The organism is Anaerolineales bacterium (assembly GCA_019637755.1).
Taxonomy (GTDB): domain Bacteria; phylum Chloroflexota; class Anaerolineae; order Anaerolineales; family UBA11579; genus JAMCZK01.
Map to the genome: position 1 here is coordinate 293,089 of JAHBVC010000001.1, position 24,026 is coordinate 317,114.

At 63.2% G+C, this 24,026-nt stretch carries 20 protein-coding genes; 15 read left to right on the forward strand and 5 right to left on the reverse strand.

Translation table 11 applies throughout. The features are described 5' to 3' along the window. The first annotated feature begins 9 nt into the window (after nt 1-9). The 6 genes from KF821_01510 (at nt 10) to erpA (ending at nt 12,114) form a co-directional block, all read left to right on the forward strand. Nucleotides 10-5,127, forward strand: a complete 5,118-nt coding sequence (locus tag KF821_01510; protein MBX3004487.1) for a tetratricopeptide repeat protein — start codon at nt 10-12, stop codon at nt 5,125-5,127. Continuing rightward, the gene (locus KF821_01515) at nt 5,124-8,033 is read left to right on the forward strand and encodes a hypothetical protein (GenBank protein ID MBX3004488.1); all 2,910 of its coding nucleotides are present in this window, start codon (nt 5,124-5,126) and stop codon (nt 8,031-8,033) included. Before KF821_01510 ends, KF821_01515 begins: the two co-directional genes overlap by 4 nt. Nucleotides 8,034-8,934: 901 nt before the next feature. Next, on the forward strand, nt 8,935-9,387 hold the full coding sequence (gene smpB / locus KF821_01520) for an SsrA-binding protein SmpB (GenBank protein ID MBX3004489.1): 453 nt from the start codon (nt 8,935-8,937) through the stop codon (nt 9,385-9,387). A gap of 14 nt (nt 9,388-9,401) precedes the next feature. Then, the gene (locus KF821_01525; protein ID MBX3004490.1) at nt 9,402-10,961 is read left to right on the forward strand and encodes a histidine ammonia-lyase; all 1,560 of its coding nucleotides are present in this window, start codon (nt 9,402-9,404) and stop codon (nt 10,959-10,961) included. Nucleotides 10,962-10,999: 38 nt separating this feature from the next. After that, a complete protein-coding gene (locus KF821_01530) occupies nt 11,000-11,536 on the forward strand; it encodes a hypothetical protein (protein MBX3004491.1) in 537 nt (178 codons plus the stop codon). 146 nt (nt 11,537-11,682) lie between these two features. After that, on the forward strand, nt 11,683-12,114 hold the full coding sequence (erpA, locus tag KF821_01535; GenBank protein ID MBX3004492.1) for an iron-sulfur cluster insertion protein ErpA: 432 nt from the start codon (nt 11,683-11,685) through the stop codon (nt 12,112-12,114). Nucleotides 12,115-12,201: 87 nt separating this feature from the next. On the opposite strand, the gene KF821_01540 is transcribed toward erpA, so the two are convergent. Continuing rightward, the gene (locus KF821_01540; protein MBX3004493.1) at nt 12,202-12,522 is read right to left on the reverse strand and encodes a hypothetical protein; all 321 of its coding nucleotides are present in this window, start codon (nt 12,520-12,522) and stop codon (nt 12,202-12,204) included. A 33-nt stretch (nt 12,523-12,555) separates the two neighbouring features. After that, nucleotides 12,556-13,188, reverse strand: a complete 633-nt coding sequence (locus tag KF821_01545; GenBank protein ID MBX3004494.1) for an SH3 domain-containing protein — start codon at nt 13,186-13,188, stop codon at nt 12,556-12,558. A 41-nt stretch (nt 13,189-13,229) separates the two neighbouring features. Here KF821_01545 and KF821_01550 point away from each other — a divergent pair, with 41 nt between their 5' ends. Next, entirely contained in the window at nt 13,230-13,817 is a 588-nt protein-coding gene (locus KF821_01550; GenBank protein ID MBX3004495.1) for a zinc ribbon domain-containing protein, read from the forward strand. 83 nt (nt 13,818-13,900) lie between these two features. Here the strand turns inward: KF821_01550 and rsmD are convergent, their stop codons facing one another. Together rsmD and KF821_01560 are read right to left on the reverse strand one after the other, a co-directional pair. Then, nucleotides 13,901-14,476 (reverse strand): 16S rRNA (guanine(966)-N(2))-methyltransferase RsmD, encoded by a 576-nt coding sequence (rsmD, locus tag KF821_01555; GenBank protein MBX3004496.1) that lies wholly within the window; start codon nt 14,474-14,476, stop codon nt 13,901-13,903. Between the two features lie 5 nt (nt 14,477-14,481). Continuing rightward, nucleotides 14,482-14,973 carry an acyl-CoA thioesterase gene (locus KF821_01560; protein ID MBX3004497.1) on the reverse strand — a complete coding sequence of 164 codons (492 nt, stop codon included), beginning with the start codon at nt 14,971-14,973 and terminating at the stop codon, nt 14,482-14,484. A gap of 60 nt (nt 14,974-15,033) precedes the next feature. Between KF821_01560 and KF821_01565 the strand changes: the two genes are divergently transcribed. From KF821_01565 to KF821_01600, 8 genes are all read left to right on the forward strand, one after another. Next, nucleotides 15,034-16,914 carry a VanW family protein gene (locus KF821_01565; protein ID MBX3004498.1) on the forward strand — a complete coding sequence of 627 codons (1,881 nt, stop codon included), beginning with the start codon at nt 15,034-15,036 and terminating at the stop codon, nt 16,912-16,914. Continuing rightward, nucleotides 16,911-18,212 (forward strand): UDP-N-acetylglucosamine 1-carboxyvinyltransferase, encoded by a 1,302-nt coding sequence (murA, locus tag KF821_01570; protein MBX3004499.1) that lies wholly within the window; start codon nt 16,911-16,913, stop codon nt 18,210-18,212. The genes KF821_01565 and murA overlap by 4 nt, the downstream gene beginning before the upstream one ends. A 156-nt stretch (nt 18,213-18,368) precedes the next feature. Continuing rightward, complete coding sequence (locus KF821_01575) at nt 18,369-18,596, forward strand: hypothetical protein (protein MBX3004500.1); 228 nt, start codon at nt 18,369-18,371, stop codon at nt 18,594-18,596. Between the two features lie 49 nt (nt 18,597-18,645). Then, entirely contained in the window at nt 18,646-19,227 is a 582-nt protein-coding gene (locus tag KF821_01580; GenBank protein ID MBX3004501.1) for a HEAT repeat domain-containing protein, read from the forward strand. Between the two features lie 37 nt (nt 19,228-19,264). Beyond that, nucleotides 19,265-20,032: an aldo/keto reductase gene (locus tag KF821_01585; protein MBX3004502.1), complete on the forward strand. Its 768-nt coding sequence runs from the start codon at nt 19,265-19,267 to the stop codon at nt 20,030-20,032. A gap of 9 nt (nt 20,033-20,041) precedes the next feature. Then, nucleotides 20,042-20,818 (forward strand): aldo/keto reductase, encoded by a 777-nt coding sequence (locus KF821_01590; GenBank protein MBX3004503.1) that lies wholly within the window; start codon nt 20,042-20,044, stop codon nt 20,816-20,818. A gap of 1 nt (nt 20,819) precedes the next feature. Continuing rightward, complete coding sequence (locus KF821_01595) at nt 20,820-21,245, forward strand: EamA family transporter (protein MBX3004504.1); 426 nt, start codon at nt 20,820-20,822, stop codon at nt 21,243-21,245. Beyond that, nucleotides 21,245-23,275, forward strand: coding sequence for a thioredoxin domain-containing protein (locus KF821_01600; GenBank protein MBX3004505.1), 2,031 nt, complete (start codon nt 21,245-21,247; stop codon nt 23,273-23,275). Before KF821_01595 ends, KF821_01600 begins: the two co-directional genes overlap by 1 nt. Here the strand turns inward: KF821_01600 and KF821_01605 are convergent. After that, nucleotides 23,268-23,972: a hypothetical protein gene (locus KF821_01605; GenBank protein ID MBX3004506.1), complete on the reverse strand. Its 705-nt coding sequence runs from the start codon at nt 23,970-23,972 to the stop codon at nt 23,268-23,270. The genes KF821_01600 and KF821_01605 overlap by 8 nt on opposite strands. Nucleotides 23,973-24,026 lie beyond the last annotated feature (54 nt).

Genomic DNA, 24,026 nt, shown 5'->3' on the forward strand with positions numbered 1-24,026 from the left:
ATCGGTAGCATGAGCACATTCATCGCAGACCTCAAGCAATGCCTGCCGCAGGCGGAGTGGCCGCTGGTGGTGGCCGCCTTGCGCAACGAGCCCAGCCTCTGGGCGGCTTTGCAGCAGGCGCCGTTTGGCGAGCAAGCGCTGGCGGCGGCCGGCGCCGAACGCCAGGCCTGGTCGCCGGCCTTTCTGGGCTTGCTCAGCCTGGAGCAGCCGGCCACGGTCTACGAGGAACTGCGCGCGGCGGCCTTTGAGCCGGCCGCCGAGAAATTGCGCTACCAATCCGCCAGTGCGTATGAGCAGCTCGCCACCGGGCAGGAGCGCCCGGCTATGCCCAGCCTGGAGCAAGCCACCCTGCTGGCCCTGGCGCTGCGTGAGCGCCGCCGCGTGCTGGGCGACTGGCAGCACTTGGCCGAAGAGTTAAGCATCGCACCCAGCAACGAGTGGAAGCTGCCGCTGGCGATCCTGTTCGGCCTGCTGCCGCAGCCACAGGAGCTGCTGGCAACCTTGTTGGCCGAAACGCAGTCCCCTGATATGCAGTCGTTAGGTTTGCATGCGCTGGTGAGCAACCCGCTCAGCGTGGAGGAGCAAAGCCAGTTATTGCTGGCGGTGGTGGCCAATCACTCGCTGCCGCATTTACTGGCCGTGCTGCGCCCCTTGGCCCATCTGCATTTGGCATTGGCGCAGCAGCTAGCCAACTACGCATTGGAGAAACTGGCTGAAGAACCGGCGGCAGGCTCCAGCGATCTGTCGCAAATTGAACGCTTGTCACTGCAAGCGGAAATTCGCCAACTGAGCGGCCAGGCCGGTGAGGCCCTGCCGTTGCTGCAGGCCGCCTGGGGCGCGGCCCAGCGCATCCAAGCGGAATTGGCCAGCAAGCTGGCGGAGACCGCAGTGGCCAACGGTGAAGCGGCACAGAGCCTAAGCGAGCCCGCGCTGGCCGTGGCGAAATCGGCGGGCAGCAAGCACCCCGCCGCGCTGGTGGCCGCCGCCCGCGTAGCGCTAAAGTCGAACGACACGCAGGAAGCGCAGCGCATGGCCGCCGCGGCGCTGGGCGCGGCGCAAAATTCCAGCGCCGGCGAAAACGCGCCGCTGATGCGCCAACTGGGCGAGATCTTTATTGAGCTGAAGCTGCCCGAAGCGGCACGCCAGGCCGCCGAGTTGGCTACCCAGCACAGCCCCAACGATGCCGATAGTGCCGCCTTCCTGAGCCGCGTTTGGAGCCTGTGCAACCAGCCGGAGCAAGCCCTGCAGGCCGCTCACCTGGCCGCCGCTCTGGCGCCCGAGCGCAGCGACCTGCGCCGCCAGTTGGCCAAAGCGCTGCAAAGCAGCCAGCACGGCCCGGCGGCATATGCCGAGTGGCAAGCGGTGATGGCGCAGGACGCCGAGCCCACTCTGGAAGATATTTTTGGCCTGGCGCAGGCCGCGCTGGCCGCTGATGAATTGAGCGAATGCATTCAGGCCTGCCAGCGCGTGCTGGCCGTGCAAGCCACCCACGGTGGCGCGCACGCCTTGCTGGGCAAAGCTTTGCTGGCCCAGGACGATAGCAACAGCGCCATCGAGCACCTGCGCCGCGCTACCGAGCTGGCGCCGGCACAGAGCGAAGCCTGGATCGTGCTGGCGGATCTGTTGCGCGGCCAAGGCGATTGGCAAGCGGCGCGCGATACGCTGTTCAATGCGCAGCAGTACACCCCGCCCAGCGCGGAACTGCAGCAACTGCTCGCCGAAGTGTATGTAGCACTTGAGGAATATGAAGCCGCGCTCGGCGCGCTGACCCGCGCGGCGGAATTGCTCACCGAAACGCACAGCCCGGCCTTGGCACAGCGCATCGCGCTGCAGCTGGGCCGCTTGCAACGCCAGCTCGGCCACCGCAACCAGGCGCGCCACACGCTGGAGCGCGCCGTGCACACCTACCCCACACACCCCGGCTTGCAGCACGCGCTGGGCCAACTACTTCTAGAAGTGGATGAGCCCGTTGCCGCACTCGCCGCACTGGCCGTCACCTTGCAGGCCGAGCCACAAAATGTAGATGCCCTGCTCGACGCGGCGGCGGCGCACATGCGCAACCAGGCGGCGGCGGATGCCGAAGCCTGCCTGCGCCGCGCGCTGGAGTTGGCCCCCAGCCCGGTGGCCATCGCCCGCCTGGCCGAGGCGCTGGCCGCGCAGGAGAAGCCGGCCGAGGCGCTGCGCGAATACGAAGCCGCGCTGCGCAGCGAGCTGGCACAGGACGCAGAGTGGCAGCCGCGCCTAGCACTGGGCAAAGCCGTGGCGCAGGCCCAGTTGGGCCAGCATGCCGAGGCGATCGCCCAACTGGAAGCGCTGGATGCCCAGACCCCCGGAGATTTGCACGTGTTGCAGGCGCTGTGCCGCGCCTATAGCCAGGCCGGCCGCGCGGCAGAAGCCTTCCAGATCGCCAGCAAAGTGTATATGACCAGCGCCAAGGATGAAGATACGGTGCTGTGGTTCGCCGAACAAGCCCAGGCGCTCGGCCAGGGCGAAGATGCCCGCCGCGCCCTGGATAAGAGCATTCGCCAGCACAACAACCCGGCGCACATCCTGCGCCTGGCTGAGATGGAATGGCAAGACGGCGCCCACGAGAAAGCAGTGGATACGCTGGCCAGCCTGCTGCGCAGCGCGAACAGCCAGGCACTGGCGCAGGCGGGGCGCTTCCTGCTGGAGCGCCGCGCCGCCGCTACCAGTGTGTCGTATTTCAAGCGTGCGCTGGAGCTGGAGCCGTTGCCCAGCCTGCTCGATGCGCTGACCGAAGCATACGAACACAGCCAGCAATGGAACGAAGCGCTGGAGACGGTGGAGAAGAGCCTGGCCGCCGAGCCCGGCCAGGGCAACTTGCTGGCGCGCAAAGCGCGCATCCTGCAGGCCGCCGGGCGGCCGCAAGCCGCCCTGGAAACGCTGGAGCAAGCCTTGGAGCGCATGCCGGCCGACCTGGGCCTGTTGGCTAACAAGGCACGCTTGCTGCGTGCCGCCGGCGAATGGAGCGCAGCGCTGAGCGCCGCCGAAAAAGCCTTCCAGCTTGATCCCAGCCATATGCCGCTGCTGCAACTGGCGGTAGAGTTGGCGTTGGCCACCCTGCAGCCGGAACGGGCACGCAGCCTGCTGGCCGCCGCCGAGTGGGCCGGCGCGCCTTCGCTGGAGCTGGCCTGCTTGCAAGCCGAACTGGCGCTGGAGAGCAACGAAGAGCTGGCCGCCGCCCAGGCGCTGGCCCCGGCGCTGGAAGCCGGCGAGCAGCACCCGCGCGTATTGGCCATTCAAGCGCGTTTGGCAGCGCGCCGCGGCGATAGCCGCCAGGCGGAGCAATTGTTCAGCCAGGCGCTGGCCTTGGTCGATACGCAACTCAGTGATACGCAAGACGTCTTTACGTTGATCAGTCTGGCACGCGCCGCGCAAGCCGTGCACACCTACGAAGCCGCGGTACACCTGCTGCAATTGGCCACCAAACTCAGCCCGGCGATGGCACTGGCCCAGTTTGCGCTGGGCAAGGCCATCGTGCTGCGCGCCGAATGGCAGCAACTGTGCGCCGCTAGCCAGATGCAGGCCAGCAGCCCCGCCGAAGTCAGCGCCGGTGCTGCGCTGGCCAGCGCACGGGCCGCCTTCAGTGCAGCGCGCAGCCAGGCGCCGCTGGCGGCCGCACGCAGCCAGATCGAAAACTGGCTGGCGCGCGCCAGCCTGCGCTTTGGCGCCGCGCCGGCAGAGGACGCCCTGCCGCACGGCTTCCCCAGCAACGCGGGCGAAGCCGCTGCCTTGGTCTACGCCGGGCGCACGCAGGGCGAGCTACCGGCACGCGAAGCACGCGCCAAGAGCTTCTGGCGTGCGCCTGAAGTGCTCGCCGAACGCGCCTTGGCCTATGCCGAGGCCGACGCGCCCAACGCGCTCAAGTGGATGCTGGGTGCGCTGGAGCAAAAACCGCAACTGGCCCCCTACCATGCCCTGGCCGCCCACTACGCCCAGCAAGCCGGGCAACTGCAAACCGCGCTGGAGCAGGTTCGCCAGGCCCTGGCCTTGGCACCGATGCAAGCCGCCTGGCACGCCTTCGCCGGCCGCCTGCTGCAACAGGCCGGCGCCTTGGGCGAGGCCATCGATTATTTCGAACACGCTGTGGCGATGCAACCCAGTGACGCGCAACGTTATTTTGAACTGGGTGAGGCCCAAATGGCCGCAGAGCAATACCCGCTGGCCCAGCAGAATTTTGCGCAAGCGCATGAGCTGCAGCCCGCCAATGCCAGCTACCCCCTGGCGCTGGCCAAGGCCTGCTGGCTGGCCGGCGATGACAAGCAAGCCGCCCAGCACGCCCAAGCAGCCCAGCAACTGGCTCCCAAATCGCACGCGCCCTTGCTGCTGCAAGCCGAGATCGCTTTGCGCAACAGCCAGGCGGCGCAGGCCAAGGGCCTGGCCGAAGCCGCGCTGCGCCTGGCACCGACCGATAGCCATAGCCTGACGGTGTATGCGGAGTGCTTGCACGCCAGCGGCGAGGTAGCGGATGCCCTGGCCGTGTTGCAGCGTGCCGAGCATTACAGCGCTGACAAGTTGCCGATCCAGCTGCGCCGCGCCCAGTTGCTGCCGCTCGAAAAAGGCCTGAGCGAGATCGTAGCGCTCAGCAAGGCCAACAGCGAGCGCGCCGATGTCTACCTGGCGCTCTCCGAGATGTTGGCCGCCAACGGCGAGCGCCAGGACGCCATCCAGGCGGCCCAGCGCGCCGCCAAGAAGGCCGAGAGCCTGCCGTTGCCACAGCAGGCGCGCTTGCACCTGCACCTCGGCAAGCTGCTGCAGGCAGATGGCCAGTTGGACCAATCCTTGCATCATCTGGATGAGGCCACCGCGCTGGCACCCCACCTCAGCGAAGCGCATATTGAACGTGGCCGGGTGTTCCTCAGCCGGCGGCAGATGAAGCCCGCCCTGCAGGCTTTTGAGCAGGCCGCACTGGCCGCCCCGCACAGCGCCCAGCCGCATTTGGAAGCCGCGCTGGCGCTGAAGGAAGCCAAAGACTACCCCGCCGCCGAGGCTGCGTTGCGGCAGGCCGCCACGCTGGCGCCGCGCGACCGCAGTATCCAACGCCAACTGGCCGCGGTGATCGCCCTCAATCTGATCCGCCAGCCACAGGAAGTGAGTGCGCTATGAACGAGAACATCAAACAGCAAATTCGTAACGGGAAAGCAATTGACCGCGCCGCGGTACTGACCCTGCTACAGGTCGGTCTCAACGCCGGTGAAATGCGCTTTGTGCGCCAGGTAGCCGAAGAATGGCTGGATGCCTATCCCTATGATCTGCACATCGAGCTGCTGCGTGCCCAAGCGCTGGCCAAAGAGGGCAAGAACGATGTTGCCTTCAAGGTACTGCGTAGGCTATGCGAATTGGACCCGCAATTCGTGGAAGCGCAGGAGCAATTGGCCAAGCTGGCACGGCGAGTGAAGCCGCAGATGGCCGAGGCCGCCCGTGCCGCGGCGGTGGTGCTGCGTGCGCCTTACCAGGCGCCCGGCGACATTCAGCCCTGGGCGCAGCATCTGGTGCAAGCCCAATTGGCATTCAAGGCCGGTGATCTGGAGCAGGCCGAGCAGCACATTCAGGCCGCCTTGCTGGCCGAGCCGCCCTCCCCGTTGCCCGCGCTGCTCCACATTCAGTTGGCGCACGCCCAGGGCCTGAGCTGGCTGGCGGTGGAGAATCTGGTCGAGCTGTATCGCAGCCAGTGGCCGCAGTGCTTGCAACTGCGCTTGCTGCAAGCCAATTTCTTTATGGAAAGTGGGCAAGAGAACGCCGCGGTGGATCTCTTGCATGATTGTGCCGCCGAAGACGTGAGCGGCCAGGTGGCCCGCCGCCTGTGGGGCGCCGGCCACCGCTTTGGCGCCCTGTGGCCCAGTGCGCTGACCCAGGTGCTCAGCCTGCCGGTACCGGCCAAGGTGGCCGCCGGCTTGGGATGGAACCAGATCGATCTGTTGGCCACGCCCATGCCGGACGGCGGAGCTAAAGCCATCGAGGCCCCGGCGATTGAGGCCGTACACATGCCATTGCTGGACGAAACCGCCTTGCTCAGCCGCGAGGTGAAGAAAGATTTCGCCAAGTCGATCAAGCTAGAGGGCAAGCGCGCCAAAAGCAAATACGTGCCCGATGCAGAGACTTCGGGTGCCGCCGCCCATGTACCCATGCTGAGCGATGATGCGCTGAAGAACCTAAAAGTGAAATGGCAGTTCGCGCGTGGCGGGCGCGCTGAGGGCACGGCCGCCCCGGCTGCCGATGCGCCGCCACTGGCGCCGGAGTGGGCCACGCCCGAAGCAGCGCGGCCCAGCGAACCGGCGCACAGCCACGCCGCCAGCGTGCCCAATGATGCCGAACTCGACCAGGCGCTGCAGCAAGCCGTCTCGGCCTTGCCCGAAACCCTGATCGACCTGGAAGAGGTGAATACGGCCACGGCCGAGTCGCTGCGGCTGCGAGCCGACGGCCGCTATCCGGCCTATATCCTGCTGAGCTCCAAGGAGAACCTGGTGCGCCAATACGGCGCGGCCGGCTTCGCCAGCGTGGATGCAAGCTTGCGTGCCGTGGCGACTGCCACAGACAGTCTGCCCAAATGGGGCGCGTATGTCATCTATGTGGATGACCCGCAGTGCATGGCCAGCTTCGGCTTGAGTGCAGTCAGCCCCAACGACCCGTGGGCGATCAAAAACCTACTGGCCGATCTGGACGAGGCCCTGCGCCAAAACGGAGAGATGATCGGCGCGCTGCTGATCGTCGGCGGCCCCAAGATCGTGCCCTTCCATCACCTGCCCAACCCGGTGGATGATGACGACAAAGACGTGCCCTCAGACAATCCGTATGCCAGCCTGGACGAAAACTATTTCGTGCCCACCTGGCCCGCCGGGCGCCTACCCACTGGCACCGAAACGGAGCCCAGTGCGCTGCTCAAAGCGCTGAACCGCATCGAGGCCAGCCGCGAGACAACCACCGCCGCCCAGAATGACCCGCTGCGCCAGTTGATCACGCGCCTGCTGATGCTATTGGGGCTGTGGAAGCCCAAGCGCAACAGCTTCGGCTATACCGCGCAGGTATGGCAACGTGCCTCGCACTCGGTATACCGCACGATCGGCGAGCCGAAGCGCCTCAGCCTGAGCCCGCCGACGGAGACCGGCCGGCTGCCTAAAGAAGCCAGCAAGGCTTTGCAAGTGGCCTATTTCAATCTGCATGGGGTAGAAGATGGGCCAGACTGGTACGGCCAGCGTGACCCGCTGTTGACCCCCAGTGGGCCGGATTACCCGGTGGCGCTCAGCCCCAGTGATGTGGTCAACCACGGGCGCGCCCCGCAGGTGGTGTTTAGCGAGGCCTGCTTCGGCGCCAACGTATTCAACAAAACCGTAGATAGCGCGCTGGCCTTGAAGTTCATCGATTCGGGCAGCAAGGCCGTGGTCGGCTCCACCGTCACCTCCTACGGCGCGGTATCCACGCCGCTGATCGCAGCGGACCTGCTAGGGCAAACCTTCTGGCGCTTGCTGAATGAAGGCCACCCGGTGGGCGAAGCGCTGCGCCGCGCCAAGATCGCCATGGCGCAAACCATGCACCGCCGCCAGGGGTATTTGGATGGCGAAGACCAGAAGACGCTGATCTCCTTCGTGCTGTATGGCGATCCGCTGGCGCAAGTCAATGCCGATGCTAGCCTGCCCAAGCGCATCTTGCGCGCCGAGCCGAGCGATCTCAACACAGTCTGCGATCTGCCCGAGGCGCATAGCTTCGGGCGCCAGGCCAGCCTGGATGCCCTGCCTGAGGAGACTCTGGCTACAGTGAAGGCGGTGGTGAAGGAATACTTGCCGGGCATGCAGGGGAGTGAAGTGAGCGTGAGCCACGAGCACACCAACTGCCAGAACCACAATTGCCCGCTACCCCACGCGCACAGCGGCGCCAAGCGCGCCATTCTGGCGCCCAGCCGCAGCCTGGTGACGCTGAGCAAGAAGGTGCCCGGCGCCGGACGCATGCACCCGCAGTATGCGCGCATCACCATGAACGCGCAGGGCAAAGTGGTCAAGCTGGCGGTGAGCAGATAGGAAATTTCAGATTGGAGATTAGAGACTAAGGAGTGGCGGCAAAAATCGCCACTCCTTTTTTTTTTAGACAACGATTGGCACATCTGAAACCCAGCCTACAGAGCGTAGCATGCTGTGCCGTGCATCCCGAGCGTAGCGAGGGATCCTCGCTACGCGTATGGGTGATACAAGCCCAGCAAAGAAGACGTGCCAGCAAGGATCCTTCGCTGGAGCACACCAGCAGTCTGGTGTAGCCATCTCTACCCGCTCAGGATGACAGGTAGCTGTAGGGGCGCACATGCTGCGCCCCTACACAGCCAAGCCGTCATTCCGGGCGTAGCGAGGAATCCTTTAGGGCATAGCACAGTAAGCCTGTTTGCGCCTGCACGCGGGGATTGCTTCGTTGTTCAGCGGCTACGCAATGACGACTTGGGGTAGAGGTGCAGCACACTGCACCCCCTACGTTACGCATCCGGCATTTGCGAGGAGGCGCTGCGCAGCAGTGGCAACCGACGAAGCAATCTGTTTTGTAGACTGCGCTTATAACAACCGCGTGTCATTCTGACCGGGTTTGTACATCCACACCAGAATCGCCGGTGCCTGACCAGGGAAGAATCCTTGCTGCCAAGTCTTCTATGCATAGCCTGAGTAATTCCTACGCGCTGCAAGGATCCCTCGCTACGCTCGGGATACACAATAAGTTCGTAGGGTTGCCGCTGGTTTGGAATAAAAGCCTGAACGGAGCTTCCCTAAAGCCCATTTGCGTCTGCACTTGGGGATTGCTTCGTTGTTCAGCGGCTACGCCGCTTCACGGCCTCGTAATGACGACCTGGGGTAGAGGCGCAGCATGCTGCCCCCTATCCAACGCAATATGCTGTCAACTGTCAACTGTAGACTGTCAACTGTCTAGTAGAATCACGCGATGGCAGAAAAAGTAGTCGCCCGCAACCGTAAGGCCAGCCATGATTTCTTCTTGCAAGAGAAATACGAGGCCGGCCTGGCCTTGCTGGGCAGTGAGATCAAATCCATCCGCGCCGGCCAGGTGAGCCTGAAAGAAGCCTATGTGCGCACCAACGGGCGCGAGGCGTTCTTGGTGAATGCGCACATCGCACCCTACAGCCAATCGGGCAAGAGCGGGCACGAGCCGCGCCGGGAGCGTAAGCTGCTGCTGCACGCCAAAGAAATCGCCGAGCTCTACGAAGAAGTCAAGCGCAACGGCAGCACGATCGTGCCGCTACAGATCTATCTCAAAAAGGGCCGCGCCAAACTGGAGATCTCGGTAGCCAAGGGGAAGAAGAAGTGGGATAAACGCCAGGATATTGCCAAGCGCGACGCGGAACGCGAAATGGCGCGCGCCATGAAGAACCGTGACTAGCCACAGGGAGCCGCATGTCAAACACGCACATCGAAATTGATGGCGAACATCTTAGCCTGCACGCAGTAGTGCAGGTGGCCCACGGCCAGGCGCACGTGCAACTGGCCGCCAACGCCCGCCAAAGGGTGGCCCAGGCACAAGCCTGGGTGGAAGAGATCATCCAGCAGGAAAAGCCGGTATATGGCATCAATACCGGCTTTGGCATCTTTGCCGATAAGCAGATCACCCCCGCGGATGCCCGCGCGCTCAATCGCAATCTGATCCTGAGCCACGCCACAGGCACCGGCGCGGAGCTGCCTGCTGAGGTGGTGCGGGCGGCGATGCTGATCCGCGCCAATACGCTGGCGGCGGGGCACTCCGGGGCGCGGCCGGAGCTGATCGAAACCCTGCTGGCGATGCTAAACCAGGGCGTCACGCCGATCATCCCTGCGCAAGGCTCGCTAGGCTCCTCCGGCGATCTGGCACCGCTGGCGCAACTGGCGCTGGTGCTGAGCACGGATGCCAATGACCGCGAGGAAGACTCGGGCTGGGCCTGGTACCGCGGTGAACGCCTGCGCGGCAAGGCCGCCATGGCCGCGGCGGGCATCCCGCGCCTGGTGCTGGGCCCGAAGGAAGGCTTGGCCGTCACCAACGGCGCCACCTTCTCCGCAGCGCTGGGCGCGCTGACGGTGGCGCTGGCCGGAACCCTGCTGGCCGGCGCCTCACTCAGCGCGGCAATGTCGCTGGAAGCGATGCAAGGCGCCCGCGCCGCGCTGGATGCGCGCCTGCACGCCGCCCGCAAACAACCCGGCCAGATGGCGGTCGCCGAACAACTGCGCACGCTGACTGCTGGCAGCACCCTGCTGGATACCGCCGGCCGCGTACAGGACGTGTATTCGCTGCGCTGCGCGCCGCAAGTACAGGGGCCAGCCTACGAGGCCCTCGAATACGTGCGCACCGTGATCCTGCGCGAGATCAACGCCGCCACAGACAACCCGCTCTTGTTCGCCAGCCAGGCTGGTGCGGGAGCCGATAGCATTTCGGGCGGCAACTTCCACGGGGAACCGGTGGGCATGGCGCTCGATTTCCTAAAGATCGCGCTGAGTGAAATTGCCGCCGTATCCGAGCGGCGCAGCTTCCTGCTGCTGGATAGCAAGATGAGCGGCGGCCTGCCGGCGATGCTGGTGGCGACGCCCGAAGCCGCCGGCTTGAATTCAGGCATGATGATGCTGCAATACACGGCCGCCTCGCTGGTGCTCGAGAACCAAACGCTCGCCGCGCCTGATTCGGTGCGCTCGTTGCCCACCAGCGCCGGCCAGGAGGATCACAACGCCAACGCCATGACGGCCGCACGCCACGGCTGGCAGATCGCCCATAACTGTGCGCATGTGCTGGCCATCGAGCTGACCCTGGCGGCGCGCGCCCTGGAGCTGCGCTTGCAGGCGCACCCCAGACTGCAGGCCGGGCACGGCACCGCCGCAGCGTTGGCGGCCATCCGCCAGCGCGTGCCGTTCGAGGCCGGGGATGCTTTGTGGGCCCCCGGGGTCGAGATGGTGAAGGCGATGCTGCTGGCGGGTGAACTCACCGCGGGCTAACATAGACCTAGCCCACGCTTGCACTATATAATCTGGCTATGAAGACCGCCCAACGCATGCAACGCATCGGCCAATGGCTGTTCCTGTTTATGTGGATCCCGTTTTTGTGCATCTTCCTTGGCAACATCGGCGAGATCTTTGGGTCGGCAGGCGTGCGCATTGCGCAGGACGTTAACCGCTATATCCCCGGCCTGCTAGGCACCAGCGGCGAAGAACTCTCGATCCTTAGCCAAGTGTCACTGGTGCTGACGCTCGTCATGGCCGTGCTGGCGATGCTGCTTACCTTTGGCAGCCTGGGGTTCTCCTCGGCCGCCAACAGCCGCGTGCGCGCCCAAGGCAAGGAAGCCAGCGCCACGATCACGCACCTGGCCAGCACCGGCACGCGCGTGAACAACAACCCAATGGTGCATTTCACGCTGGAAGTCAAGCCTGCCGATGGCAGCCCAGCGTTCTTCGCTGAAACCGAGCAATTGGTGGATATCGTGAACCTGCCACGCCTGCAAAAGGGCAGTAGCGTGCGCGTGCGCTATGACCCGAATAGCCAGGAAGTCGCCATCGACCCGAGCGAACTGTAAAGGCTTGCGCCGGCGGCAAACGGCCAGCTCCTACTTGCCTTTTCTGCCAGTATTGATAAAATAGATACGCGTCACTTTGAAAAGGAGCTTTCATGGCACTTGCTGAGACTCAAATCCAGTCACAACCGATGGTTGAGACCCCCGTTTTGTCCGTTTCCCCTGCGGCGGCAGATGCCGTGCGCGGTTTGATGACCCAACGCAACCTGGAAGACCACGCTTTGCGTGTCTTCGTGCAGGGTGGCGGCTGCAGTGGCTACCAATATGGCATGGCGCTGGAATCGACTGTGCGCGATAGCGATTTTGTGCTGGAGCAGCACGGCGTGCGCGTGGTGGTGGACGAAGTTTCGATCGGCTACCTGCGTGGCGCCAGCATTGACTATGTTAATGACGTGATGGCCAGCGGCTTCAAGATCGATAACCCGAATGCCAGCTCGGCCTGCGGTTGTGGTCACTCCTTCCGCACCGATGGGCAGGACGCCCCCGAGCATCACGGCGAAGCCGGTTGCGGCTGCGGTGGCCACGGCGAGCACGCCCACAGCCATGCGGGCGGCGGCAGCTGTGGCTGCGGCGCACACTAACGTAAACGTGCGGCGCACACTAACGTGACCATATGCAACAAAAAGGCTGCTCAATGAGCAGCCTTTTTTTATTACGCTGACGGGTGCTTATTTGCGGCGCTTGATGAGCGCAACGGCCAGCAGGCTGGAGATCAACACCAGTACCAGCAACGTAATGCGCAGCGCCCCGCCCTGCTCGGGGTTAGTGATCCCGTTCTGCACAACAAACCAACCATTCAAGCCCAGGTAGGCTAGCAAAGCCAGCCAGCCGCGCCCGGTTGGCTGGCGCATGGCTACTAGTGCCCAGCCAGCCAGGATCAGGCTGGCCAGGATGCGTACCCACTCCACCTGGCCCGTGCTGACATGCAGCAAAATATCCGCAGCTTGCACCAGCAACAATAGACTGGTCAAAGTCTTGGCACTCTTCATTCTTTTGCTCTCCTCAATGATGACGACGGTGAGTTAGCGCTCACGCACATAGCTAATCGCAGCAGCAAACAGCCCCATTAACCCCACGCCGGTAATGAGCATGCCGACGGGCACGCCCCCCACGCGGCCAGTGCCAGACTGTTCAAACTGCGGAATCTCCAAAGGCTCGGCTGGCGTGAAGGTGGGCATGCGCGTGGCCGGGATCTCCAGGATGAACTGCGCCGCCAGGGTTGGATCCACCGTGGGGGTGACGCGCGGCGTGGGCGTCGGCGGCGGCTCGATGATCGACAGCTCCTGCTGCGGATCCGGGCGGAACAAGCTCACCAGCGGGGCATACACCCAGGCTACGCCCTCGGGGACGGCGGGGTAGAAGACCTGGATCCATTCGCCGGCAACCGAGCGGCCTTTGGCCGCCACGCGCTCCCCGCCAATCAGCACGCCGACGGTGGGGTAATCGGTGCCCGGGCCGCTGCGCACATTCACCTGGACATGCGAGGAATCAACGATGATGTATGCGCCCACCGGGGTGCCGGTAACGGTAGCCATGGAGACGGTAGGCTGCTGCGCGAGCGGCGCTGCTTGCGCCGCCAAGGGCGCCAGCAGCAGGCTGAACAGCCCGGCCAGCACGATGGCACAACTGATCGAAAAGATACGCGAGGGTTTCATAGCAAGCTCAAAGATTATAATCACGCCCGCATGAGCTTGCGATGAAAACAAAACTTTATCACGGCGATTTGGATGCCGAAGAAATGGCGGTAACCCTGGCCAATTTCTTCAACCGCGGCGGGCTGACGGCGCAGTCTTCCGTGCGCGGTGAAACGGCCTATGTGCGCATCACTACGCGTGAGGCACGTGGCAGCGGCGGGCGCACCAGCCTGGCAGTGGCGCTGGCGCAACGCGGCGAGCGCGTCGAAGCCAGTGTGGGCGAGCAGTCGATGCTGGGGCTGGCCGGCAGCCTGGGCGCCAGCGCCTTGCTGGCCTGGCTGAACCCGCTGAACTTGCTCGGCCGCCTGGATGACATCGCCGCGGATATTGAGAACCTGACCCTGGAAGACCAGGTATGGAAGCTGCTCGACCGCATGGCTGCCAACGGCGGCGCCAGCACGCAGTTGGCGCGGCGGCTGCAGCGCATGGCGTGCAGCTACTGCAACACCGCCAACGCAGTGGGCGCGGGCCGCTGCGTGGCGTGCGGCGCCCCCCTGGGCGACGTGCAGCCCAGCGGCTGCCCGCAGTGCGGTTTTGTGGTGTTGGCGGGGGAAAAGCAATGCCCGAATTGCGGGCAGAAGCTCAGATAATCAAAGGCAATGGATTAATCTAATTCGTCGCGTGGTCAATTAGTTGTTTAGTCGACCAAGCAACTAATTGACCAATCGACTAATTAATCGACTGTTTCTGATTGCAGCTTTTCGTAGAAGACCAACAGCACATTCCCATACTTGCGCTGGTCAAACTCTGCCAGGTTTTGCAACTCAACTGCGGCATATTCGGTAGGGTCGATCTGTACGATCACCCAGGCATCTTCCACCAGCCAACCTGGATTCGCATCCAGCGCCAGCAGCGCACGCGTCCACAGGTCATGAAATTGCGGCGGAGCAATGAAGGCATAGTCAAACGGGCGATCGGGCGGCATGGCCAGGTAGGCGAAGCTATCCGTCTGGCGCACTTCGCCGCGCGCTTGCAGTTTGGTGGTGATCAGATTGCTGTAGATGGTTTCGACGGCGGCGCGGCTGTTATCGAGCAGGCGCGCAAACCCGGCGCCCTGGCTGAGCGCCTCGATGCCTACGGAACCCGTGCCAGCAAACAGATCCAAGAACGCTCCGCCGGCTAGATCGGGGCGCAGGATGTTGAAGAGCGACTCTTTGGCGCGATCGGTGATCGGGCGGGTGCCATCGCCGGGCACAGACTTGAGGCGCACGCCCCGGGCGCTGCCAGCGATGATGCGCGGCGCGGCCATGCGCGCTACTTGCCGAAGTTGGAGCGTTCTTGCTTGGCCTGCTCCAGGCGGTAGGTCTGGCGGGCGGCGCCCTGCTGCATGCGCTGGCGCTGAAAGTCGGTCTCGGCCTCGAGGGGCGGCACGCGCACCGGCTTGCCCTGCTCATCCAGCGCTACATATACAAGGTAGGCGGTGTTGGTGTGCCAGCTCTCGCCCGTGGTGGGGTTCTCGGCATAGACGGAGACCTCGGCTTCCATTGAGGTGCTGCCGACGTAACTGACCTCGGCATGGATGATGATGAGATCCCCGATGCGGATGGGGTGCTGGAAGGTCATGCGGTCCACCGCCACGGTGACGACGCGCTGGCGGCTGTGCTTCATGCAGGCCAGGGCGCCGGCCTCGTCCACCAGCTTCATGATATGGCCACCGTGCACGTTGCCGAGGATATTGGCATCGTCCGGCTGCATGAGCTGGGAGATGGTGATGCGCGAGGCGGAGACGGGTTGGGGATTAGTCATAGGCTGAGATTATATCTGTGCACCTATGTCTAGCTAATCCATTTCCGATACAATCTCCCCATGTCCAGCGCTACCTTCCCGCAGTCGTACAGCCCTGCCCCGCCGCGCTTCGTAGCGCAGGCGGCCGCCGCTTTGGCGCTGGCCGCCGGGCTACTGGCGCTGACTGCCTTCGTGTTCTCGGCGGTGTTTGGGCTCATGTACCTGGGCCGCGTGTACCCCGGCGTGAGCGTGGGCGGTGTGGACATCGGCGGCATGCGCCGCACCGAGGCAACCGGCTACCTGGCGCAACAACTCAGCTACCCGCTGAGCGGCCAGGTGACGCTGACCTATGGCGACCAAAGCTGGACCTATAGCCCGGCACAACTGGGCCTAGTGCTGGACGCCGAAGCCAGCGCCCAGGCGGCCTACGCCTTTGGCCGCAGTTGGCTGCCCTGGGAGAACGTTGCCGAGAAAGTGCAATCGCTGCGGGCTGGGGCGCAGTTAGCGCCGCGGCTGATCTTCAGCGGCGATCAGGCGCAAAGCACCCTGCAAAGCCTGGCAGCGCAATTCAACCGCCCCACCCTGGAAGCACAGCTCAGCGTGAACGGGCTGGATGTGCAGGTGCAGCCCGGCCAGGTGGGCCTGACGCTGGATACCGAACGCACCGCCGCCTTCCTGGCGGCGACGCTGCTGGACATGCGCAACGTGAGCGTGCCGCTGGCCGTGGTGGAAAGCCCACCGCGCATTCTTGATGTCAGCCAGCAGGCCGAGATCGCCCGCAACATTCTCAGCCAGCCGCTCGTGCTGTCCGCCGGCGGCCAATACGAGAAGAACCCCGGCCCGTGGACGCTGGCGCCGGAGCAGTTGGCCGGCATGCTCAGCATCGAGCGCGTCGAAAGCGCAGAGGGCGCCCACTACCAAGTGGGCCTCGAATCGAGCGAGCTGGCCTCGATCCTGCTGCCACTCTCGGCGGATGTTGCCGCCAGCCCGCGCAACGCGCGCTTCGTCTTCAATGATGAGACCCGCGAAATAGAGCTATACAAATCCGCCATCATCGGCCGCAACCTGCATGTGCAAAATAGCATCGATTACATCAACGCCAAGCTGGCCGAAGGCGCACACGAGATCGAGCTGCAATACACCCTGACCCAGCCCGAGGTGCAAGACGATGCCAAGGCCGCCGATCTCGGGCTGCGCGAGTTGGTGGCCGAGCAGACCACCTACTTCTATGGCTCCAGCCCGGAGCGTATTCAAAACATCGTCACCGCCGCCGAGCGCTTTCACGGCCTGCTGGTGCCGCCCGGCGCGATCTTCTCCATGGTCGATAACATCGGCGATATCAGCCTCGATTCGGGCTTTGCCGAGGCGCTGATCATTTTTGGTGGGCGCACGATCCAAGGCGTGGGCGGCGGGGTGTGCCAGGTGAGCACCACCCTGTTTCGCACGGTGTTCTTTGGCGGCTTCCCGATCGTCGAGCGCTGGGCGCATGCCTACCGCGTGAGCTACTACGAGTACAATGCCGCCGTGCAGCGCGATCCCAAGCTGGTCGGGCTGGACGCCACCGTGTATGCACCGGTGGTGGACTTCAAGTTCCAGAACGATACGGATAGCTGGCTGCTGATGGAAACCTACGTCAATCCAACGGTGCGCACGATCACCTGGAAGTTCTATTCCACTGCGGATGGCCGCAGCATTGAATGGGATACGAGCGGCCCGCGTGACATCGTGCCTGCTCCGGATGATAAGTATGAAGAGAACGGCGAGTTCTCTGCCGGACAGATTAAGCAAGTAGACTATGCAGCAGACGGGGCGACTGTGCGCGTCACCCGCACGGTGTATCGCAACGGAGAAATCATTGACGAAGATGTCATCACCACCAAGTACCAGCCCTGGGCGGCCGTCTACCAATACGGCCCCGGCACGCCGGGCATGCCGCCCGACGCGGATAACGGAGACGAATGAACACCTGGGTGATTGAAGGTGGCGAACCGCTGCGCGGCGAGATCAAGGTCAGCGGCGCTAAGAATTCGATTACCAAGTTGCTGGTGGCTTCGCTGCTCAGTGAGCAGCCCAGCCACTTCAGCAACGTGCCGAACATTGGCGACCGTGACATTACGCAAGAGATGTGCGCGGCGGTAGGCGCGACCTTCAGCAGCACCAACGGCCACAGCCTGCAGGTCAGCACGCCCACGATCAGCACCAACCATATCAGCAAGGAGCTGGGCGGGCGCAACCGCCTGGCAATCATGCTGATGGGCCCGCTGCTGCACCGCACTGGCAAGGCGATCATTCCGGCGGCCGCCGGCGGCGACCAGATCGGCCCGCGCCCGGTGGATTTTCACCTGCAGGGCGTGCAACAGATGGGCGCCAGCGTGGAAACCAAGGATGGCAACTACATCATCCAGGCGGATCGCCTGCGCGGCGCCGAGATCACGCTCGATTACCCCAGCGTGACCAGCACCGAAAATCTGCTGATGGCGGCCAGCATGGCCAAAGGGCGCACCATCATCCAAAACGCTGCCATCGAGCCGGAAGTGGTGGACTTGGTGAGCTATCTGCAAAAGATGGGCGCCATTATTGATTATCAGGTTGACCGCACCTTCGTTGTCGAGGGGGTAGACACGCTCAGTGGCGCCAGCCACCGCCTGCTGCCAGACCGCATCGTGGCCGCCTCGCTGGGCGCGGCAGCCGTGGCCACTGGCGGCGATGTGTTCGTGCGCAACGCCAGCCAGCCAGATATGCTCACCTTCCTGAACACGCTGCGCCGCGTAGGCGGCAAGTTTGAAGTACAGGAAGACGGCATTCGCTTCTATGCGGATGGGCCGCTCAAAGCCATCCACCTGGAAACCAGCGTACATCCCGGCTTCATGACCGATTGGCAATCACCCTTCCTGTTGCTGCTCACTCAAGCGGAGGGCATGTCCGTAGTGCACGAAACCGTATTCGAAGATCGCTTCGGCTACGTCAAAGCGCTGCAAGATATGGGCGCTGAGATTGCGCTGTACGACAGCTGCATGGGCCACCGTTGCCGCTTTGCCGCAAGTAGCTACAAGCACAGCGCGGTGATCAAAGGCCCCAGCAAGCTACGCTCGGCAGAGGTGACCGTGCCTGATCTGCGCGCCGGCTTCACCTATCTGATTGCCGCCATTATGGCCGCAGGCCAATCGCGCGTGCACGGTATTGAGCACATCACGCGCGGCTACGAGAATTTGGAAAGCAGCCTGCGCAATCTTGGGGCGCGCATTCAGGCTGTACAATAGGCGCACATTTCGTCATTGCGAGGAGTAGGCGCTGCGCAGCAGCGGCAACGGACGAAGCAATCTGGCCTTGCGCACCAAGCTTAAAAACCAGTTGCTTCGTGCGCAGCTCCTGACGGAGCTGGCCTCGCAATGACAAACGAAGATAGGAGAACTGACATGGTGAGCACTGAACTGATTGAGATTTTGCGCTGCCCGCAGTGTGTACAAAGCGGCAAAGGCGAGCTGGAATTTTATAAAGAGGCCTGGTTCGTGTGCAATGATTGCGGCCGCAAGTACCCGGTGATCGATGATATCCCCGTGATGCTGATCGAAGTTGGCGACAAATGGGTCAGCACCGCCAAGGACAAGCTGGAAGTCCCCGCCCCCAAGAGCGCTGCCGACTGACGTCGGGGCCGACTAAAGTCGGGGCCGACTAAGGTCGGAGCCTTTTACTGTGACCACGCTGGCAGAGCGGATGGCTGACCTCCTGAGCGGTGATGTTGAGCGCGCCGAGGCAGCCGCCGCGGCCTTGCCCGCTGATAATGCAGAGGCGGCCTTCACCGCCCTGCTCCCACTACTTCAAGACAAAAACGAAGACACGCGCTGGTGGGCCGTACGCGGCTTGGCGGGCTTCAATACGCCTGCCGCCAGTGAGCAGCTCACTGCCGCGTTGGGCGATGCCAGCCCCAGCGTGCAACAGTGTGCCGCGCTAGCACTCAGCCAACGCATCTGGCCTGCTTGCGTAGCGCCGCTGGCCGCCTTGCTCGCCAGCCGAGATGGCCTGCTGGCACGCATCGCAGGCGACGCGCTAGTAGCGCAGGCTGGCGAAGCCGTGCCAGCCCTCATTGCTGTGCTGGAGGGCCAGAGCAGCCCATCCGCCCGCGTGGAGGCCGCCCGCGCCCTGGCGCTAATTGGCGATACGCGCGCCATCCCCGCGCTGTTCAAACTGCTCGACAGCGAATCTGCGTTGCTAGAGCACTGGGCCAGCGAAGGCCTGCAAAAGATGGGCGTAGGCATAGCCTTCTTCACGCCGTAGCAGCAAGTCGTGCTACTTCACCCGCTACAATAGAGCCATGAATACGCTGCTGCGCTTAGTGGATGACATTCACATTCCACAAATGGGCTTTGGCACCTGGGAACTCAAAGACCCTTACCAGGCCACGCTAGATGCCCTCAAGGTTGGCTACCGCCATATTGACACCGCCGACTATTATCACAATCACGTCGAAGTAGGCCTGGCGATGAAGGCCAGCGGCGTGCCGCGTGACGAGATTTTCTTAGTCACCAAGCTATACGGCCGTACGCTGGAACCGAAGAACGTTGCGCCGGCGATCGATCGCTTCCTCAAAGAGCTGGACGCCGAGCAGATCGACCTGCTGCTCGTTCACTGGCTGGCTGGCGTACCCGCCGAAGACAGCTTGCTGGCGATGGACAAAGCCCACGCCGCCGGCAAAGTGCGTACCCTCGGCGTCTCGAACTTCGAAGTGGACGATATGCAAGCCGCGCTGGCTACTGGGTTGCCGGTGTGCAACAACCAAATCGAATACAACTTGGAAGTACGCCCGGACGATGTGGCTGATTTCTGTCTGGCCAATGACGTCACCGTCACTGCCTATAGCCCTATAAGGGTAAGCGGTGGCGCCAAAACGCGCGCGCTGGTAACCAAGCTGGCAGAGCAATACCGCTGCACCGCCGAGCAAGTCATTCTCGCCTGGCTGATGGCCAAAGGCTTTATCGTCATCCCGCGTTCCAACAATCCCAAACACATTGAAAGCAACTTCCGCTCACTGCAAGTGACCCTCACCAAGGAGGATGTGGCCGCGCTGAATGCCAGCGCCTAGCCCAGCATCATGATGCTCAAAACCATTGCACTCACCGCGGATATCCAAATTCCGCAGCTCGGCTTCGGCACCTCGCAGCTCAAGGAGGCCGCCCAGGCCAGTATCCTGCATGCGCTGCACAGCGGCTACCGCCACATCGATACCGCCGACATGTACGGCACGCACGCTGCGGTGGGCGCGGCATTGCGCGAGAGCGGCGTGCCGCGCAGCGAGGTGTTCATCACTACGAAACTATGGAGCCACTCGGTCGCCGTAGACAAAGTTGCCCCCGCCGTCGATCGCTTCCTCGATGAGTTGCAGATGGACTATGTAGACTTGCTGCTCATCCACTGGCCCAGCGAAGAAGCCGAGCCTGAAGAGACCCTGCCCGCCATGCAAGCCGTGCTGGCGGCGGGCAAAGCGCGCGCATTAGGAGTTTCCAACTACGGCGTGGACCTGCTGCAGCGTGCCCTGGCTACCGGGGTGCAGGTGGTCAACAATCAAATTAAGTACAACCTGGAGACCCGCCCAGACGATGTAGTGGCGTTTTGCAAAGCCAACGGCATCACCGTCACTGCTTACAGCCCCATCAAGGCCTTAGGGGATGAGAAAACACAGCAAACGGTACAGGCGCTAAGCAGCCAGTACGGCTGCAGCCCGCAGCAGCTAGCTTTGGCCTGGCTGCTGGCCAAGGGCCTTATTCCCATCCCACGCTCGACTAAGCCTGAGAACATTGAAGCCAACTTCGCCGCCCAAGACATCACCCTCAGCGCCGAAGACATTGCTTCACTGGATGCGGCAGCATAGCATGAGCCAGTCGTGGGTCTTCTGGGCCTTCCTCTCGGCGTTGTTTGCCGCGGCCACCAGCTTGCTGGGCAAGCTCGGTATCAGCGGCATCAGCTCCGATGTGGGCGCCTTTGTGCGCACTCTGGTCGTGGTGCCCGCCATGGCCATGGTGCTGTGGGCCACCGGCCAGTTTTCGCAAACGCAAGAGTGGACACCGCGCAATCTCATCCTGCTGGCCTTGTCCGGCCTGGCCACGGCGGCTTCCTGGTTGGCCTTCTACCGCGCCCTCAGCACTGGGCAAGCCGCCCAAGTCGTCTCTGTCGACAAGCTGAGTGTTGTCTTCGTGGCCCTCTTCGGTGTTGTGCTGCTGGGCGAAAAGCTCACTACCCTAAACTGGCTCGGCATTGTGCTCGTAGCTGCAGGCACTTTCCTGATCGCATTCCGCTAATGACAAACCGACTCGCCCACGCCAACTCGCCCTACCTGCTGCAGCACAAAGACAACCCAGTGGATTGGTATCCCTGGGGCGCTGAGGCGCTGACGCGCGCCAAGGCAGAAGACAAGCCCATCTTCCTGAGCATTGGCTATGCCGCCTGCCACTGGTGCCATGTGATGGCGCATGAATCCTTCGAGGACCCGGCGGTAGCTGCCTTCATGAACGAACACTTTGTGAATATCAAAGTGGATCGCGAAGAGCGCCCCGATATTGACGGCATCTATATGGGCGCGGTGGTGGCGATGACTGGCTCCGGCGGCTGGCCGATGAGCGTATTCCTAACGCCGGATGGCGAACCCTTCCTGGGCGGCACCTACTTCCCACCGGTGGCGCGCCACAACCTACCCTCCTTCATGGACGCCTTGCGCCACGTGCAGCGCATCTGGAGCGAGGAGCGCGACAAGGTGATCGAGAACGGGCGCATCATTACCCAGCATCTGCAGCCCCCCAGCAGCGCCGCCGCCGAAGAGCACAGCGTGAGCGCGGATGCGCTTAGCCAGGCCGTGATGGCGCTGGCCCAAGCCTACGACTGGCGGCATGGCGGCTGGGGCCAGGCGCCCAAGTTTCCGCAGCCGATGACGATTGACTTCCTGCTGGCGCGTGCCACCCATGGCGACCAGTTAGCACTGGATATGGCGCGCCACGCCCTGCAAAGCATGGCGCTGGGCGGCATGTACGATGTGGTCGGTGGCGGCTTTGCCCGCTACAGCGTAGACAATTACTGGCGTGTGCCCCACTTTGAAAAAATGCTATATGACAACGCCTTGTTAGCACGCGCCTACTTGCACGGCTATCTGGTCACGCAGGATGAAGACATGCGCCGGGTGTGCGAGCGCACGCTGGATTTTGTGGCGCGTGAATTGCGGGATGCTGGCGGCGGCTTCTACAGCAGCCTGGATGCTGACTCCGAAGGCGAAGAAGGTAAGTTCTATGTATGGAGTTTGGCGGAGATCACGGCCAGCCTGGGTACGCCGCTGGCCGAGCTGGTCATCGCCGCCTACGGCGTGAGCGCCGCCGGCAACTTTGAGGGCCACAACGTGCTGCAACGCGTCAAGAGCGATGCCGAGCTAGCCCAGCAATTTGGGCTGGAGGCTGCCGCGGTGCGCGCACAACTGGATAGCGCGCACAGCACGCTGCTGGCGGCACGCAGCCCGCGGGTACGCCCAGGCACGGACGACAAGGTGCTCACCGCCTGGAACGGCTTGATGCTAATCGCCTACGCCGAGGCAGCCCGCTACCTGAAGAGGCCCGACTATTTGCAGATTGCCCAGGCCAATGCAGATTTTCTGCTGCGCGAACTGTATGAGGGCAGCCGTCTGCTGCGCTCGTGGCGTGCCGGCCAGGCAGCCCACAATGCCTATTTGGAAGATTACGCCGCGCTCACGCTGGGCTTGCTGGCCCTGTATCAAAGCGATGGCGATGTGCGCTGGTATGCCGCTGCCGAAAAGCTGGCCGGGGAATTCACGCAGCACTTCGCTGACCCGGCGGGCGGCTTCTTCGACACGCGGGATGACCATGAAGCGCTGATAGCACGCCCCAAGGATCAGCAAGACAATGCCACCCCCAGCGGCAATTCACTGGCTGCACTGGCCTTGCTGCAGCTACACGCCTATAGTGGCAACTCGGCCTGGTACGAAAGCGCCAGCCGTATGCTGGCGGCGATGCAGGCCAGCGCAGCACGCTACCCCACCGCGTTTGCCCAGTGGCTACACGCAAGCAACTGGCTTTTAGCTGGCGGCCGCGAGATCGCCATCCTGGGCGAGGACGCCGAGGCGCTCACCAGTACACTGTGGAGTGCATGGCGTCCGTTTGATGTGGCCGCCATTGCGGTCAGCAGCCCGGCGCCAGCGGGCAGCCCGGCGTTGCTAGACCAACGCCCGCTCAAGGATGGCAGGGCAACAGCCTATGTGTGCCGCAATTTTGCCTGCCAACTGCCAGTGAATACAGCTGGCGAACTGGCCAGCCAGCTAGCCGCTAGCTGAACTCGTTCACCAGCGCAGTGACATGCGCCAGCTCATCGGCAATTTGCTCTTGTGCCTCGGCGGACAGGGTTAGCCCAGCCAGCGCAGATAACGATTCCTTAGCCAAGGGTTCGTCCCCTAGACGCACGGCCAACTCAGCACGGTAGAGATAGGCGCGTGCCAACACTACTGGCTCTGATTCCGGATGCCGCGCCAGCGCGTTCTGCAGCGTGCGCATTGCATCCGCCTCACGACCAGCGGCGTCACCCAAACGCGTAGCCACCTCGATGAGGTGCTCTAAACATTCCGCCTGCTCTTCGTCTTCTTCAGAATCACCCATCTGCGAAATTCGCAGCCAGTTGCCGCCGGGGTCCACCAGGCTGAAGCCGCTCACCGTGCCAAACTTCTTGCGTGGGCGGGTCACGCGTGGCAACCCCGTCACCGGCAACTTACCAAAAGCCGCCCTCAGCCGCTCGGCAAAGTGGCGATAGAGTGCATCCGTATCCGGCACGACAACGATCGCCATGCCATATGAATTCTCAGGCTCAAATCCATCCATGCCGAATATATGTAGGTGGATATCCTCGTACTGGACAACGGCATAGGGATTGGGCCGCAGTTGACGATAGGTACGCCTAAAACCAAGATTTTCATAGAAGGCGATGGACTCATCTACATCTCGGCAAGGCAAACAGGGATAGGTGCGCTCATTAGCCATTCAGGTACTATACCCGCAGAGGAGTTGGTGCTTAGGGGCACTTGTGGTTTACTA